The following is a 15,393-nucleotide window of genomic DNA, read 5'->3' on the forward strand; positions in this document are numbered from 1 at the left end:
ACTCAACTATCAGCATAAATAATACCCCTAACTCGCATTTTTCCGAATTAATATGTGATCTAAATCATGTAGAACGTAAATTTTATGTTCCTAATCCATCAACTGAAGCAAATACCCAACAGAATCAATTTTTCGTTTTATGTTCTTTTTTACACTAGGCGTGCCACATAAATTTTGCGTTAGTGGATGTGCCTCAGCCATGAATTTCTCGATACTTTTCACTGAGAGTGCAACTTAGAATGGCATTGGCATCGAGAAGCTAAGCCCACAAATTACAATAAATTACACTGGAGGATAACTGTGCAAACGATCACCACAGATATCGCAGTCATCGGCGCCGGCGGCGCTGGTCTTCGCACGGCAATCGCAGCAGCAGAAGCAAACCCAGATCTGGAAGTTGCTCTGATTTCAAAAGTATACCCAATGCGTTCACACACTGTGGCTGCCGAAGGTGGCTCGGCTGCAGTAATCAAGGATGAAGATAGCCTTGATAACCACTTTAACGACACTGTTGGTGGTGGCGACTGGTTATGTGACCAAGACGTAGTTGATTATTTCGTTTCTCACTCAACCAACGAAATGATCCAAATGGAACAATGGGGTTGTCCATGGAGCCGTAAAGAAAACGGTGAAGTGAACGTACGCCGCTTCGGTGGTATGAAAGTAGAACGTACTTGGTTCGCAGCCGATAAAACTGGCTTCCACATGCTTCATACTCTGTTCCAAACTTCTATGAAGTATCCTCAAATCAAACGCTTCGATGAATACTTCGTCGTTGATTTGATCGTAAACGACGGTCAAATTCAAGGTTTAGTATGTATTCACATGTCTGAAGGCGAATTGGTTGTTATCAAAGCAAAATCAGTTGTCCTTGCAACCGGTGGTGCAGGTCGTGTTTATCACTGTAACACCAACGGCGGTATCGTAACTGGTGATGGTATGGCACTGGCTTACCGTCATGGCGTTCCTCTACGCGACATGGAGTTCGTTCAATACCACCCAACTGGTCTTCCAGGTACTGGTATTTTGATGACTGAAGGTTGTCGTGGTGAAGGCGGTATCATCGTCAACAAAAACGGCTACCGTTACCTACAAGACTACGGTCTAGGACCAGAAACTCCAGTGGGTCAACCTAAGAACAAATACATGGAACTTGGTCCTCGTGACAAAGTTTCACAAGCGTTCTGGCATGAGCACCAAAAAGGCAACACTATCAAACACCCACTAGGTGATGTAGTAATGCTTGACCTTCGCCACCTAGGTGAAGAGTACCTACAAGAACGTCTACCATTTATCTGTGAACTTGCAAAAGCTTACGTAAACGTAGACCCAGCGAAAGAGCCGATTCCAATTCGTCCAACCGTGCACTACACCATGGGTGGTATCGAAGCAGACATCAACTGTGAGACTCGCATTAAAGGTCTATACGCTGTGGGTGAATGTGCTTCTTCTGGCCTACACGGTGCAAACCGTCTAGGTTCTAACTCTCTAGCTGAATTCGTAGTATTCGGTCGCGTTGCTGGTGAAAACGCAGTGAAACACGCTGAAGAATTCGCTGGTTGGAACGAAGACTCAATCAAGGCTCAAGTGAAAGCTGTAGAAGATCGCATCAATACATTGCTAAGCCAAGAAGGTGATGAAAACTGGGCGGATATCCGTACCGAAATGGGTCACTCAATGGAAGCCGGTTGTGGTATCTACCGTGAAGAACACTTGATGCAAGAAACCATCGATAAATTGGCTGAGCTGAAAGAACGTTACAAACGCATCAGCATTAAAGACAAAGGCAAAGTATTCAACACTGACTTGCTTTACGCAATCGAAGTGGGTTACGGCCTAGATGTGGCTCAAGCGATGGTTCACTCTGCCATTCTACGTAAAGAGTCTCGTGGTGCACACCAACGTCTAGACGAAGGCTGTCAAGAGCGTGATGACGTGAACTACCTAAAACACTCTCTCGCATTCTTCCAAGACGGCGCAGTACCTAGCATCGATTACAGCGATGTAACGATTACTAAGTCTCAACCTAAAGCTCGTCTGTACGGTGACGCTGCAGAACAAGCAGCAGCGGCAGAAAAAGCAGCACAAGAGGAGCAAAAATAATGGCAGCTCAACGCATTCAAAAAGTTAAAATCCTTCGCTACGACCCAGCGACTGATAACGAACCACATTTCCAAACATTTGATGTGCCATGTGATGACACCACTTCTGTGCTTGATGCGCTTGGTTACATCAAAGATCACCTAGACAAAGACCTTTCTTTCCGTTGGTCTTGCCGTATGGCAATCTGTGGTTCTTGCGGCATGATGGTCGACAATGTGCCTAAGCTAGCTTGTAAAGCGTTCCTACGTGACTATCCAAATGGCCTTACTATCGAACCTTTAGCAAACTTCCCAATCGAGAAAGACTTGATTGTTGATATGACGCCGTTCATCGAACGTCTAGAAGCCATCAAACCTTACATCATTGGTAACGATCGCAAAGTGTCTGATGGTCCTAACCTTCAAACACCTGAAGAGATGGCTCGCTACAAACAGTTCGCTGGTTGTATCAACTGTGGCCTTTGCTACGCAGCATGTCCTCAGTTCGGTTTGAACCCAGAGTTCATCGGTCCAGCTGCGCTAACGCTAGCTCACCGTTACAACCTAGATACACGTGATAACGGTAAAGCAGAACGTATGAAGCTGATCAACGGTGAAAACGGCGCATGGGGCTGTACTTTCGTTGGTTACTGTTCAGAAGTATGTCCAAAACACGTTGACCCAGCAGCAGCTGTTAACCAAGGCAAAGTGGAGTCTACTAAAGACTTCGTTATCGCGATGCTGAAACCTCAGGAGGCCTAAGGATGAGTAACCGTAAACCGTATGTTCGTGAAATGAAACGCACTTGGTGGCAAAGCTCTCCTTTCTACCGCTTCTACATGGTGCGTGAAGCAACTGTACTACCTTTGATTCTATTTACCCTTTTCATCACAATTGGTTTGGGTGCATTAGTTAAAGGTGCTGACGCTTGGGCAAGTTGGCTACAATTTATGGCTAACCCAGTGGTTATCGCAATCAACATCGTTGCACTTGCTGGTAGCCTGTTCCATGCATTTACTTACTTCAACATGATGCCTCAAGTTGTGCCAATCCGTGTGGGAGGCAAACTATTGAACAAGAATATTATTGTTCTTAGCCAATGGCTGATTGTCGCTGTTATTTCACTTATCGTTCTGTATTTCGTGTAAGGAGTTCATCATGATCAACACTAATCCTAGACGTTCTGATGAACCAATTTGGTGGAGTCTGTTTGGTGCGGGCGGTACTTGGTTCGCGATGATTACTCCAATTACTGTACTGGTTCTTGGTGTACTAGCTCCACTAGGTTTCCTTGATGCTGATGCATTAAGCTACGAACGCGTAGTGGCCTTTGCTACCAACATCATCGGTGCACTGATTATCATCGCCAGTATTGCTCTACCAATGTGGCATGCAATGCACCGTGTTCACCACGGTATGCACGACCTTAAATTCCACACTGGTACATTTGGTAAAGTAGCTTGTTATGCGATTGCATCTCTATTTACCATTTTGAGTATTGTGTTTGTCGTAATGCTATTCTAAGTTGTCGAGCGCCGATGTGGTAAAACACATCGGCGCTTTATTTTACCCTATATAAAATCAGGTGCATAAAAACATCAATTATATCAAGCACCTTTATTGATAAACATCCCTCTTGCGTTCGGTTTTTTATTATTTCAAGCTGAGGTATAAGCTTAATGAGTGACAACAAATCAGGGCAATGGCTCGCGGCCAAACCCATTCCACTATTTGCCATAGTGGCAGTATCAGCTATCGCTTGGCAGTTTGCTCCTCCTGCAGGACTTTCTGCGGCGGCATACCATAGTGCCATTGTGTTTATTGCAACCATTGCAGGCATCATTGCCAATGTAATGCCAACAGGCGCGCTAGCTATTGTTAGCTTGGCGTGTTTCGCAGTATTACGTGCTGGTGGCGAAACCACAGGCAAAGCAGCCATCACAGATGCCATGAGCAACTTTAACAATACGCTTATTTGGTTAGTGATTATTGCCTTTACTATTGCTCGCGCGTTTACTAAAACCGGCCTTGGCCGTCGTATCGCGTTACTGCTGTTAAGTAAATTCGGTCAATCAACTCTGCGTGTTGCTTACTGTCTTGGCGTTGCTGACTTTTTGATTGCACCAGCGACACCAAGTAATACCGCACGTTCTGCTATCGTTTCGCCAATTGCAAACTCACTTGCGAAAACCATCAAAGCCGATGACCGTAAACTAGGCCAGTTCCTAATCTCTTCTTCTGCTGCGATGAACGATGCTTCTGCTGTCGGTTTCCAAACTGGCTTCTCCGGCAACTTAGCATTAATTGGTATTGCATCAAGTGTTGCAGGCATCGAACTTAACTTTGCAAACTGGGCTATGTACCTACTTATCCCGGCATTTGTATTGTTGTTCATCATGCCGTTCATCCTTTACAAAGTGATCAACCCAACAACAAAAGAGACGCCAGAAGCCACTCAATTTGCTAAAGACGAACTGCACAAAATGGGCAAAGTCAGCAGCATGGAATGGAAACTGATCTCCATCTTCCTTGGTTTGGTTGTGTTGTGGGTTGGTGGACCAACTTTAGGTTTACACGCAACAACCTCTGCTTTTGTCGGCCTAGCCGTTATCCTGCTGCTTGGCGTATTAAGCTGGGATGACATCAAGAGCGAAAAAGGCGCTTGGGATACCCTAATTTGGTTTGCGGTATTAATGGGTATGGCAGACAACTTGAAAAAGCTAGGCTTTACCGATTGGGTTGGTCATCAGATTTCTGATTTCCTAACCACCTATCTAGGCGGTGCAAGCCCAATGGTTTTCCTTATCGCGATGATGGCTTTCTACTTGTTCCTATCGTACTTCTTTGCTTCAGCTATCGCTAAAGTGGTTGCAATCGGTCCAGTATTTATGGGTGCACTGATTTCTCTGCATGTTAGCCCTATGCTAGCGGTACTAGCGATTGCAGGTATCAGTAGTATTGGTTGTAACTTAGCTACCTATAGCCACGCACGTAACCCGCTGTTAATGGGTTACGGCTACCACACAGACAGTGAATGGATGCGTTACGGCCTAGTCATTGGTATCTGCGGAGCAGTGATCTTTATGGTATCAGGTTTACTATGGTGGGAAGTGCTCGGCATCATCTAATGATTCCAAGTTCTCACGTTAAACATAAAGGCAGCCTCGGCTGCCTTTATTTACTGACATTCCATCGCCAATAAAAAAAGGAGCCAGCGGCTCCTTTTTTACATTCAAGACAGTGAAATTATTTCACACGGCCTACGTATTCTGCGCTACGAGTGTCAACGCGTACAACTTCACCGATTTGGATGAACAGAGGAACGCGAACAACGGCACCTGTAGAAAGTGTTGCTGGTTTGCCACCAGTGCCTTGAGTATCACCTTTCAGGCCAGGATCAGTTTCCACTACTTCTAGCTCAACGAAGTTTTGTGGAGTGACCGCAATTGGGTTACCATTCCACAACGTCAGCATACAAGTGTTGTTTTCTACCAACCATTTTGCATTTTCACCTACTGCTGCTGTATCAGCTGCAATTTGTTCGAATGTTTCGTTGTTCATGAAATGGTAGAATTCACCGTCTGTGTATAGGTAATCTAGGTCGATATCCATAACGTCAGCCGTTTCAACGGTATCACCAGATTTGAAAGTCTTCTCAAGGACTTTACCACTCAGCAGTTTACGGATTTTAACACGGTTAAATGCCTGACCTTTACCTGGTTTCACATACTCGTTTTCGAGAATGGCACAAGGCTCATTATCAAGCATAATCTTGAGACCGCCTTTAAATTCATTCGTGCTAACAGTAGCCATTATTTCCTCTTACATTGTTCGAGTTAAAAGTTTAATGCCGCACATAATAACCCGAAAAATTGAATCTGTTGAGCAAAACTGGCTCAAACAGCTTGCGAATGCGATCTCCGATCCTGCTTTGTTGCTAAAACATCTCGATATTGACCCAACTCCATGGCAAGAGGGCTTTGCGGCACGAAAATTATTCCCCTTACGGGTTCCTGTTAGTTTTGTCGAGCGAATGGAAAAAGGCAATCCATTTGACCCACTATTACGCCAAGTGCTCCCCTTAACTGAAGAGTTTGAAGTCCACGATGGCTACTCAACCGATCCTCTCGATGAGCAGCATAACGATGTACCAGGTTTGCTTCATAAATACCGCAATCGCGCCTTAATGATTGTTAAGGGTGGCTGTGCAGTGAATTGCCGTTACTGTTTCCGTCGGCATTTCCCTTACGAAGATAACAAAGGGTCGAAAGCGGTTTGGCAACAGAGCTTAGATTATATCGCCAGCCAACCTGAACTGAATGAGGTGATCTTGTCGGGCGGTGATCCTTTAATGGCTAAAGATCAAGAACTTGCTTGGCTTATTGATGGTATCGCCTCTATTAAGCATATCAAACGCTTGCGTATCCATTCTCGTCTACCTGTTGTGTTACCAGCACGCATTACCGATGAATTGTGCCAATTGCTAGCCAACACTCGGCTACAGGTTATTTTAGTGACACACATTAACCATGCTCACGAGATCAACCAAGAACTCACCGAGCAACTAGCGAAGCTCAAACAAGCTGGGGTGACCTTACTCAACCAAGGCGTAATGCTAAAAGGCGTTAATGATACCGCCACCGCACAAGTGGCATTAAGTGAAGCGCTTTTTGACGCTGGGGTATTGCCCTACTACATGCATGTGCTTGATAAAGTGCAAGGGGCTGCGCATTTCTTTGTGAGCGACAAAGAAGCGAAAGGGATCATGGCACAAGTCATTACTCAAGTATCTGGATATCTAGTGCCTAAACTCACTCGAGAAGTTGGCGGAAGACCAAGCAAAACCCCACTCGACTTGCACCTTGAATAACCGCTATCGTAAGAATTTAAGATAAGAAACTTGATCGATAAATAAACTTTATCTATACCAACAAAAGATGAATTCGTGTGCTGTCGTGAAAGATTGCATACTATCGGACTTTTATTTTTTAGGATCCTTTCCTATGCCTTTTCTCGATCTCGTTCTTGATCTTGGTCCGTTTAAATGGTCAGCCCTTTTTTGTTGTGCCCTTAATGGGTTACTCATCGGTGTTGAGCGTCAAACTCGCGGTAAGCCTGTTGGTATTCGCACCTCTATTCTGATCATTTCAGGAACCTATTTATTTATCGCTATGGGCGTATCTCTCTCTGCAAATACGCTCGATCAAGCACGCGTTTTGGGGCAAATCATCACAGGGGTCGGCTTTTTAGGTGCGGGCGTTATGATGACCCAAGATGGCAAAATTCATGGTGTCACCTCTGCAGCGGTGATTTGGGTATTAGCGTCTTTAGGGCTCATGATTGGGCTCGGTTACTTGGTGCCATCGGTTGTAATTACCCTACTCACACTCACTGTTTTGCTTGGCGTAGATAAAGTAGAAAACTCCTTTCAAAGTTTACGTCGTGGCGTGCACCAGAAACTACGTCGTAATCTGACTGAACGACGCACCATCACCGAAGCGTCTACAGAAACCATAACTGAAACAGTTGAAGAATCAGCAGAAGAGACACAAAAGCCGCAATAGGACAATTGCGGCTCTCAGTCGGTTACGCTTGATAAATATTGACCTGATAGCCAGCTGTCGGGTCATCTTGGGCAATAAAATCGACAAAGTGATCAATCGCTTCTAATGCATCTTCCTCGTAGTGAGTGACATACAGCAGTTGCGTAAGGTGAGTTGAAGCAATGCGATTTAATGCGTGATACACCAACTTACGATTAATAAAGTCTAACCCTTGATAAGGTTCATCAAGAATCAGCAACGCAGGTTGTTTAATCAGTGCACGCCCAATCAACAACAAACGCTGGCGACCATAATCTAAACTACGAAAGCCCGCTCGTTCTAACTCACTCATTTCCAATAAAGCCAACCATTGTTTGGCTAACTGCACTTCTTTTGCACTGGGTTGTTGGTATAAACCAATCGAGTCGTAGAATCCCGAACAAAGTACATCTAACGCCGAACAGTCAACGCGGTATTGCAAGTGTAATGCTGAAGAGACCACACCAATGTGTTTTTTAACATCCCATATGCTTTCGCCACTGCCTCGTTTCATCCCCAGCACCGTAATATCGTTACTGTAGCACTGCGGGTGATCGCCCATAATCAAGCCAAGCAACGTACTTTTACCACAGCCATTTGGACCACGTACTTGCCAATGTTGACCAGCCTCAATACTCCAATTCACCCCGGTGAAAATGTTGGCATCCACATATTCAACCGACACGTCATTCATTACCACTAGTGGGTTCGGGTATTGATCTGTTTTCTGTTCGGCAGCCATTAACTCGACCAGAGCTTCACTGCGAGCTTCAGACAATGCTTTCATCTGCTCAAGCAGAGGATGGGTGAGCCACTCATCACGACTCATGGTTTGAGAAAGAGAGGTTTCATCAAACAAGGCTATATGAGTAATAAACTCAGGCAACTCATCTTCGCGGGATGTCACAATCACCAAACGAATTGTCTCAGCTAATTCATCAAGTAACTCAGAAAGATGCTGGCAATGCTTAATATCAAGCCCGGTATAAGGCTCATCCAAAATCAACATTTCAGGTTTCGTTGCTAATGCTCGTGCGAGCATCAAACGGCGCGTTTCCCCAGTGGAGAGTTGGCGAAAGCCGCGCAAGCGCAAGGCTTGTAAATCGGTCTTGTCCAATAACGCCTCAAGTTCATTACGGTCACAACCCGCCTCAACAATCAGGGCTTCGACGGTCGTACCGTAATCGATGTGATCCATAAAATCGGTATCTTCCTTGGCTAGCTCAATGTCTAAAAGCTTTTGCTGTTCTTGCAAAGAGACGCAACCAATACGCTGAGGAAAATCACTAATCACGCCGGCTTGTGGAGCCAAATTGCCTGAAAGAAGTTGAACCAAAAGCGAAGAGCCATGGCTGTGAGTTGAAAAAACGCCCCAATGCTGATGAGGAAGAAGTCGCCATTCGTCTATTTGAAGTGAAACGGAAGATGTTGTGTGAGTTAACTGCTGAATGTTCATTTTACCTGTCCTTAGTAACGCTCCTTTCATACTGCATAAAAATAAATCGGATTCCCAGAGAATATTTGTATAAGAACCAACATATTTGTTATAAACGCACAACGATTACGATTCGTTTAATTATTGTGTTTAACACAACGGATAACCCTTTATCGAGTAACTCTCGTCCTCTTAGGAAGCTACTATGAGCCACACTATTGACTCACTTGAACAACTTGCAGAGCTGTATCCAGAGCCACATCCGTTAGCGGTCCAAAAAGCTATCGATCATATTGATCCCCATACAAAAACATTCATTGAACATAGTCCGCTGTGTATCATTGCGTCTCGAGATAGTGAAGGTTTTTTGGATACCTCACCACGAGGAGGAGTTCCTGGATTTGTAAAGGTATTGGATGAACACACCATCGCTTTTCCAGATAGTGCTGGTAATAACCGTATCGATACGTTAAAAAACTTAGTTAATGATCCACATATCGGATTGATCTTTTTAATTCCAGGGATCAAAGAAGTCGTTCGTGTCAAAGGCACAGCTACGTTAACTACCGATGAAGAACTAAAAAATACTTGTTTAGACGGGAACAAACCGGGCAAGCTTGTGGTCAAAATCCATGTCCACAAAACATACTTTCACTGCCCGAAAGCACTGTTGCTCGCCAAAATCTGGGAAGCGGATGCCCAGATTGAGCGAGATTTCCTACCCAACATGTTACAAATCATCAAAGACCAACTGCACCTCAACGACGAATAACGAATAAGCCCAATATAGGTTATCTCGCTGGTTATTACCGCTTTGGTAGCATAAATAACAAAGCCCCGCAGATTGCTCTGCGGGGCTTTTTAGCTGTAAGGCTAATGGTTAGGCGATGATTACATCATGCCGCCCATACCTCCCATGCCGCCCATATCAGGCATTGCAGGAGCATCTTGTTTAGGTAGTTCAGTTACCATCGCTTCAGTTGTGATCATTAGACCAGCAACAGATGCTGCGAATTGTAGTGCACTACGAGTTACTTTAGTTGGGTCTAGGATACCCATAGCGATCATGTCGCCGTATTCACCCGTTGCAGCGTTGTAACCGTAGTTACCTTCACCGCCTTTCACGTTGTTAGCAACAACAGATTCTTCGTCACCAGCGTTTTTCACGATTTGACGTAGTGGTGCTTCCATTGCACGTAGTGCAACACGGATACCTACGTTTTGTTCTTCGTTATCACCAACAAGGTCTGTGATTTGAGAAGCAACACGTACTAGTGCAACACCACCACCAGCAACAACGCCTTCTTCTACAGCAGCGCGAGTTGCGTGTAGCGCATCTTCAACACGGTCTTTCTTCTCTTTCATTTCAACTTCAGTTGCAGCACCCACTTTGATAACCGCTACACCGCCTGCTAATTTAGCAACGCGTTCTTGCAGTTTCTCTTTATCGTAGTCAGAAGTTGCTTCTTCGATTTGTTGACGAATTTGAACAACGCGACCTTGGATTGCATCCTGTTCACCAGCGCCATCAATGATAGTGCTGTTTTCTTTAGTAATAGTAACGCGTTTAGCTTGACCTAGGTCTTCAAGCGTTGCTTTTTCAAGTTCTAGGCCGATTTCTTCAGAAATCACTGCACCACCAGTTAGGATAGCGATGTCTTGAAGCATAGCTTTACGACGGTCACCAAAACCAGGTGCTTTAACAGCCGCAACTTTCACGATACCGCGCATGTTGTTCACAACAAGAGTCGCTAGTGCTTCACCTTCTACATCTTCAGCGATGATAAGTAGAGGACGAGACGCTTTAGCAACTGCTTCTAGTACAGGAAGTAGTTCGCGAATGTTAGAAACTTTCTTATCAACCAATAGGATGAATGGGTTTTCTAGGTCAACAGAACCCGCTTCTTGGTTGTTGATGAAGTAAGGAGATAGGTAACCGCGGTCGAATTGCATACCTTCAACCACATCAAGTTCATCTTGAAGACCTTGACCTTCTTCAACAGTGATAACACCATCGCGGCCAACTTTGTCCATTGCTTCAGCGATGATAGTACCCACTGTTGCATCAGAGTTAGCTGAGATAGTACCTACTTGAGCGATCGCTTTAGAATCAGAACAAGGAACAGATAGCGTTTTCAATCCTTCAACTGCAGCAACAACGGCTTTATCGATTCCGCGTTTTAGATCCATTGGGTTCATACCCGCAGCAACCGCTTTAAGACCTTCATTTACAATAGCTTGTGCAAGAACAGTTGCGGTGGTTGTACCGTCACCAGCAGCATCGTTTGCTTGAGATGCTACTTCTTTCACCATTTGTGCGCCCATGTTTTGGAATTTGTCTTCCAATTCAATTTCACGCGCAACAGACACGCCGTCTTTAGTGATGGTTGGTGCACCAAATGCTTTATCTAAAACTACGTTACGGCCTTTAGGACCTAAAGTCACTTTAACCGCATCAGCTAGAACGTTCACACCTTCTAGCATTTTAACTCGAGCATCATTGCCAAATTTTACGTCTTTAGCAGCCATTTTGTATTTCCTCTCTATAATTCGTTTTTGTCGTTCGTTTTACTTGGAGCAATTACTCAACGATTGCCAGAATGTCGTTTTCTGACAGGATCAGCACTTCTTTGCCTTCAATTTTTTCAGACTTAGTGCCGTAGCCTTCACTGAAGATAACAGTATCGCCCACTTTAACATCAAGCGGCTGAACAGAACCGTTTTCAAGGATTCGACCCTTACCTACAGCCAATACGGTACCGCGAGTAGACTTCTCTGCAGCAGAACCAGTGAGAACTATTCCACCAGCAGATTTGGATTCAACTTCTTGGCGTTCAACGATAACTCGGTCATGTAATGGACGAATGTTCATCGGTCGTCTCTCCTGATTAAAATTTTCCGTTATGAGATAAATAAAACGCTGATCGCTCAGCTTGTGATTGATATGTTGGGGGTAATTTCACTGAACCCAAGGGGCAAGATTAAAAAAAATGTGATGAAATTAACGAATTAATCGTTCTTTCTACCCACAATGGCTTACATTAGGTTGCCCTAACAGAATAGTAAATGATTTGCTTTATTAACCTAATGCTCCATAATGACCTCTAGCGCCCGATAATTATCGGCATTTCATATCCCCAACTCGGTATCGTAGAGGAGCAGAATGAAAACCGTTGACAGGATATTGCATACCATAAAACGTGAAGGAGCCGTCACAGCTAAGCAGCTGGCCGAGGACTTAAACATCACCACTATGGGTGCTCGTCAGCATCTGCAAAGTCTCGAAGACGATGGCATATTGGCCTTTCATGACGTTAAAGTGAAAGTAGGCCGCCCAACAAGGCACTGGTCTTTAACTCAACAGGGCCACGATCGCTTTACCGATCGTCATGGTGAATTAACCATTCAAGTGATTGAAGCGGTCGAGCACCTATTTGGTAAAGAAGGCCTAGCTAAAGTTGCAGCAGAAAGAGAAGCTCGTACTTATGCTCAATATCAGCAAGCGCTCCAAGACTGCCACACAATACCCGAAAAGTTAGAAGCATTAGTATCCCTACGTGAAAGTGAAGGCTATATGGCCGAATTTGAAGCCACCGACAACGGCTTTAAATTGTATGAGAACCATTGCCCTATCTGTAAAGCAGCTAAGCGCTGCCCTAACCTATGTGATTCTGAATTAACCATTTTTCGTAAACTGTTAGGCCCAACATGCCAAGTAACTCGTGAAGAGCACATCATTGAGGGACAGCGACGTTGTAGTTACACGATTACATCCGTTACAAAATAAACGTATCACAGCTGAGAAAAACGGTTATTTTTCCATCAAACCTCTACAAATATGCTTAAGCTTATACTGATAGCAGTGACGCTGTCAGAACGGTAATGTAGAGGAATATGCTATGGCAATGAATCAATGCCACCAAACGCTCCCTCCTTTCGAGGAGTTGGTAGATTTGGCTCAAAAGGATCCGGAAGCATTCGCTCAATTTAAGCGTGATATGTGTGAAGAGATGATCCAATCTGCATCAGAAAAAATGCAGCAAAGACTCTGGGCACAACAAAGCCATATTGATTTAGTGGTGAGTAAGTGCAAAAACCCCGACCACACCAATGTGATACTGATGAAGGAACTCAGCGAACAAATGGTGAAATTTCGTGATGCATTAGATGGTGAACTTGAGCCGCAAACGCCCGCTAAAGTTATCCCCTTTGTGAACCGTTCTGGCACATGGAGTTAAATTAGCATTCTGCTATTCTTCCCTGTCGTTCAATTGGAACAAGAATGAAAAAGGAGACTTTGTCTCCTTTTCACTTTTATACTCTCGAATACAAATCTTTAAATCGTAGAATTTTTGGTCGTCGACTGTGGCGTCGAGCCAAACAGATTATCTTCTTCTTTGCCTTTTAAAAAACCACACTCGACAAATATCCATGCACCGCAAATGATCCCGACGATAGAAAGTACGGTGCTAAACAGGGATGGTTCCATTGAGACAGGATCCATCATTTTCTGACTCATGGGAAATGAGATACGCCCCAACACTAAAGGTACATTCAGCAGCAACCAAACGCAGCTCTTGTTTCGATCATGCCAGCGCTTTGCTGTCACAGCGAGATCAGGAACCAAAATGACCAAGATAAATGTTGGTAATACAAATGCCGACCACTGGGGCACCATTTGAGTAATGGTTCCAGACACCAACAGTAGAAAAAAGTAATAACAAATATTCCACTGCCAAAAAGTCTGTCGCCCTATCCTTCCGTCAAATGAAAAAAGTAACCACTTGATAGACATGACCCTTTCGCCTTGTAGTACAAAGAAAGTTAATGAGTTCAGTACAAAAGTTTAATTAGTGACCTTCAAGAAGCTCTCTCGATCCATATCACGTATATTGATCGTTAAACTGCGTATAGAGCCAACTTGGTCCTTTAATACCTGCATAAGTTGATTGGCCAATTCTTTCTTCTGCTCCTGAGTTCGCCCAGAAAGAAGTTCAAAAGTGATATGGATAAAATCTTGGCTATCGGCTTCCTCTCCAATCAACCAGTCATGACAACTGATCGCGCGCGATTTCACCGCACTCACCTCAAATAATCCTGACTCAATAGCGACTTGATGCAAATCTTCTAACAGCTTTTGAATATTGACTCGTTCGTCTACAGAGTGGGAATACTCCATCATGAGATTGGGCATATTGACATCCTGTTTATGTTATTTCGTTACGCGACGTTCGAAATATAAATCATAAACAAAATAAAAACCGAGAGCTTGGCGTTTATTCTGCATACTGCAACATTTCTGCTGTGCAGTCGCAAACTTAGATCCCAGAAAGTCATGACCCTAGTCATGATCTGACAGATTTAATCTGTTATATTCTTGGTCGTTTATTTTTTTACACTAATTAAATCGGAGATATTCCTATGCGTCGTCCTGTTGTGATGGGTAACTGGAAATTAAACGGTAGCAAAGCTATGGTAACTGAGCTACTAAATGGACTGAATGCTGAAGTAGCTAACATCGAAGGTGTTGATATCGTTGTTGCTCCACCAGCACTGTACCTAGACCAAGCTGAACGCCTAATCAAAGAAGGCGGTAACAAACTTATCCTTGGTGCACAAAACACTGACATCCACAACAGTGGTGCATTTACTGGTGACGTTTCTCCTGAAATGTTGAAAGATCTAGGTGCTTCTCACATCATTATCGGTCACTCAGAACGTCGTGAATACCACGAAGAATCTGATGAGTTCGTTGCTAAAAAATTCGCATTCCTTAAAGAAAACGGCCTAACTCCAGTACTATGTATTGGTGAAAGCGAAGCGCAAAATGAAGCTGGCGAAACTGAAGCTGTATGTGCTCGTCAAATCAACGCTGTAATCAAAACTCAAGGCGTTGAAGCTCTACGTGGCGCAATCATCGCTTACGAACCAATCTGGGCTATCGGTACTGGTAAAGCAGCAACTGCTGAAGATGCACAACGCATCCACGCTTCTATCCGTGCTCTAATCGCAGCAGAAAGCGCAGAAATTGCTGAACAAGTTATCATCCAATACGGCGGTTCTGTTAAACCAGAAAACGCTGCAACTTACTTCACTCAACCAGACATCGACGGTGCTCTAGTGGGTGGTGCATCTCTACAAGCAGCTGGTTTTGCAGCTATCGCTAAAGCAGCGGCAGATGCTAAAAACGCATAATTTTGCGTAATGCTCTTGTTGAAAAGCCAGTGTCATGCTGGCTTTTCTATATCTGCTTTCTATTAACGACTTATCAACAAAATTCAAGTATCCTAACCCC

At 44.2% G+C, this 15,393-nt stretch carries 17 protein-coding genes; 11 read left to right on the forward strand and 6 right to left on the reverse strand.

Going from position 1 to position 15,393, the window contains the following annotated elements:
• The first annotated feature begins 300 nt into the window (after positions 1-300).
• The 5 genes from frdA (at position 301) to JCM16456_RS14165 (ending at position 5,209) form a co-directional block, all read left to right on the forward strand.
• Complete coding sequence (gene frdA, locus JCM16456_RS14145) at positions 301-2,103, forward strand: fumarate reductase (quinol) flavoprotein subunit (RefSeq protein WP_068715421.1); 1,803 nt, start codon at positions 301-303, stop codon at positions 2,101-2,103.
• Entirely contained in the window at positions 2,103-2,843 is a 741-nt protein-coding gene (locus tag JCM16456_RS14150; protein WP_068715423.1) for a succinate dehydrogenase/fumarate reductase iron-sulfur subunit, read from the forward strand. The genes frdA and JCM16456_RS14150 overlap by 1 nt, the downstream gene beginning before the upstream one ends.
• A gap of 2 nt (positions 2,844-2,845) precedes the next feature.
• Positions 2,846-3,229: a fumarate reductase subunit FrdC gene (gene frdC, locus JCM16456_RS14155; protein WP_068715425.1), complete on the forward strand. Its 384-nt coding sequence runs from the start codon at positions 2,846-2,848 to the stop codon at positions 3,227-3,229.
• Between the two features lie 10 nt (positions 3,230-3,239).
• Positions 3,240-3,605, forward strand: a complete 366-nt coding sequence (gene frdD / locus JCM16456_RS14160; protein WP_068715427.1) for a fumarate reductase subunit FrdD — start codon at positions 3,240-3,242, stop codon at positions 3,603-3,605.
• A gap of 155 nt (positions 3,606-3,760) precedes the next feature.
• A complete protein-coding gene (locus tag JCM16456_RS14165) occupies positions 3,761-5,209 on the forward strand; it encodes a DASS family sodium-coupled anion symporter (protein ID WP_068715429.1) in 1,449 nt (482 codons plus the stop codon).
• Between the two features lie 118 nt (positions 5,210-5,327).
• Here the strand turns inward: JCM16456_RS14165 and efp are convergent, their stop codons facing one another.
• The gene (efp, locus tag JCM16456_RS14170; protein ID WP_068715431.1) at positions 5,328-5,894 is read right to left on the reverse strand and encodes an elongation factor P; all 567 of its coding nucleotides are present in this window, start codon (positions 5,892-5,894) and stop codon (positions 5,328-5,330) included.
• 34 nt (positions 5,895-5,928) lie between these two features.
• Here efp and epmB point away from each other — a divergent pair, with 34 nt between their 5' ends.
• Both epmB and JCM16456_RS14180 read left to right on the forward strand, forming a co-directional pair.
• Positions 5,929-6,951 (forward strand): EF-P beta-lysylation protein EpmB, encoded by a 1,023-nt coding sequence (gene epmB / locus JCM16456_RS14175; protein WP_068715433.1) that lies wholly within the window; start codon positions 5,929-5,931, stop codon positions 6,949-6,951.
• Between the two features lie 133 nt (positions 6,952-7,084).
• Complete coding sequence (locus JCM16456_RS14180; protein WP_082712307.1) at positions 7,085-7,645, forward strand: MgtC/SapB family protein; 561 nt, start codon at positions 7,085-7,087, stop codon at positions 7,643-7,645.
• Positions 7,646-7,667: 22 nt separating this feature from the next.
• Here JCM16456_RS14180 and JCM16456_RS14185 read toward each other — a convergent pair whose 3' ends face one another.
• Positions 7,668-9,119: an ATP-binding cassette domain-containing protein gene (locus JCM16456_RS14185; RefSeq protein WP_068715435.1), complete on the reverse strand. Its 1,452-nt coding sequence runs from the start codon at positions 9,117-9,119 to the stop codon at positions 7,668-7,670.
• A gap of 184 nt (positions 9,120-9,303) precedes the next feature.
• Here JCM16456_RS14185 and JCM16456_RS14190 point away from each other — a divergent pair, with 184 nt between their 5' ends.
• Positions 9,304-9,870 (forward strand): MSMEG_1061 family FMN-dependent PPOX-type flavoprotein, encoded by a 567-nt coding sequence (locus tag JCM16456_RS14190; protein ID WP_068715437.1) that lies wholly within the window; start codon positions 9,304-9,306, stop codon positions 9,868-9,870.
• Positions 9,871-9,989: 119 nt separating this feature from the next.
• Here the strand turns inward: JCM16456_RS14190 and groL are convergent, their stop codons facing one another.
• Positions 9,990-11,627 carry a chaperonin GroEL gene (gene groL, locus JCM16456_RS14195; protein ID WP_068715439.1) on the reverse strand — a complete coding sequence of 546 codons (1,638 nt, stop codon included), beginning with the start codon at positions 11,625-11,627 and terminating at the stop codon, positions 9,990-9,992.
• A 52-nt stretch (positions 11,628-11,679) separates the two neighbouring features.
• Positions 11,680-11,970, reverse strand: coding sequence for a co-chaperone GroES (locus JCM16456_RS14200; protein ID WP_068715441.1), 291 nt, complete (start codon positions 11,968-11,970; stop codon positions 11,680-11,682).
• Between the two features lie 291 nt (positions 11,971-12,261).
• Between JCM16456_RS14200 and JCM16456_RS14205 the strand changes: the two genes are divergently transcribed.
• Both JCM16456_RS14205 and JCM16456_RS14210 read left to right on the forward strand, forming a co-directional pair.
• Positions 12,262-12,885, forward strand: coding sequence for a helix-turn-helix transcriptional regulator (locus JCM16456_RS14205; RefSeq protein WP_068715443.1), 624 nt, complete (start codon positions 12,262-12,264; stop codon positions 12,883-12,885).
• A 112-nt stretch (positions 12,886-12,997) separates the two neighbouring features.
• The gene (locus JCM16456_RS14210; protein WP_068715445.1) at positions 12,998-13,336 is read left to right on the forward strand and encodes a DUF3135 domain-containing protein; all 339 of its coding nucleotides are present in this window, start codon (positions 12,998-13,000) and stop codon (positions 13,334-13,336) included.
• Positions 13,337-13,434: 98 nt separating this feature from the next.
• Here JCM16456_RS14210 and JCM16456_RS14215 read toward each other — a convergent pair whose 3' ends face one another.
• Together JCM16456_RS14215 and JCM16456_RS14220 are read right to left on the reverse strand one after the other, a co-directional pair.
• Entirely contained in the window at positions 13,435-13,893 is a 459-nt protein-coding gene (locus JCM16456_RS14215) for a DUF805 domain-containing protein (RefSeq protein WP_068715447.1), read from the reverse strand.
• A gap of 51 nt (positions 13,894-13,944) precedes the next feature.
• Positions 13,945-14,292, reverse strand: coding sequence for a 5-carboxymethyl-2-hydroxymuconate Delta-isomerase (locus JCM16456_RS14220; protein WP_068715449.1), 348 nt, complete (start codon positions 14,290-14,292; stop codon positions 13,945-13,947).
• A 227-nt stretch (positions 14,293-14,519) separates the two neighbouring features.
• On the opposite strand from JCM16456_RS14220, the gene tpiA reads away from it, so the two are divergent.
• Complete coding sequence (tpiA, locus tag JCM16456_RS14225) at positions 14,520-15,293, forward strand: triose-phosphate isomerase (protein ID WP_068715451.1); 774 nt, start codon at positions 14,520-14,522, stop codon at positions 15,291-15,293.
• The last annotated feature ends 100 nt before the right edge of the window (positions 15,294-15,393 follow it).

This window comes from Vibrio tritonius (genome assembly GCF_001547935.1).
GTDB classification, from domain to species: domain Bacteria; phylum Pseudomonadota; class Gammaproteobacteria; order Enterobacterales; family Vibrionaceae; genus Vibrio; species Vibrio tritonius.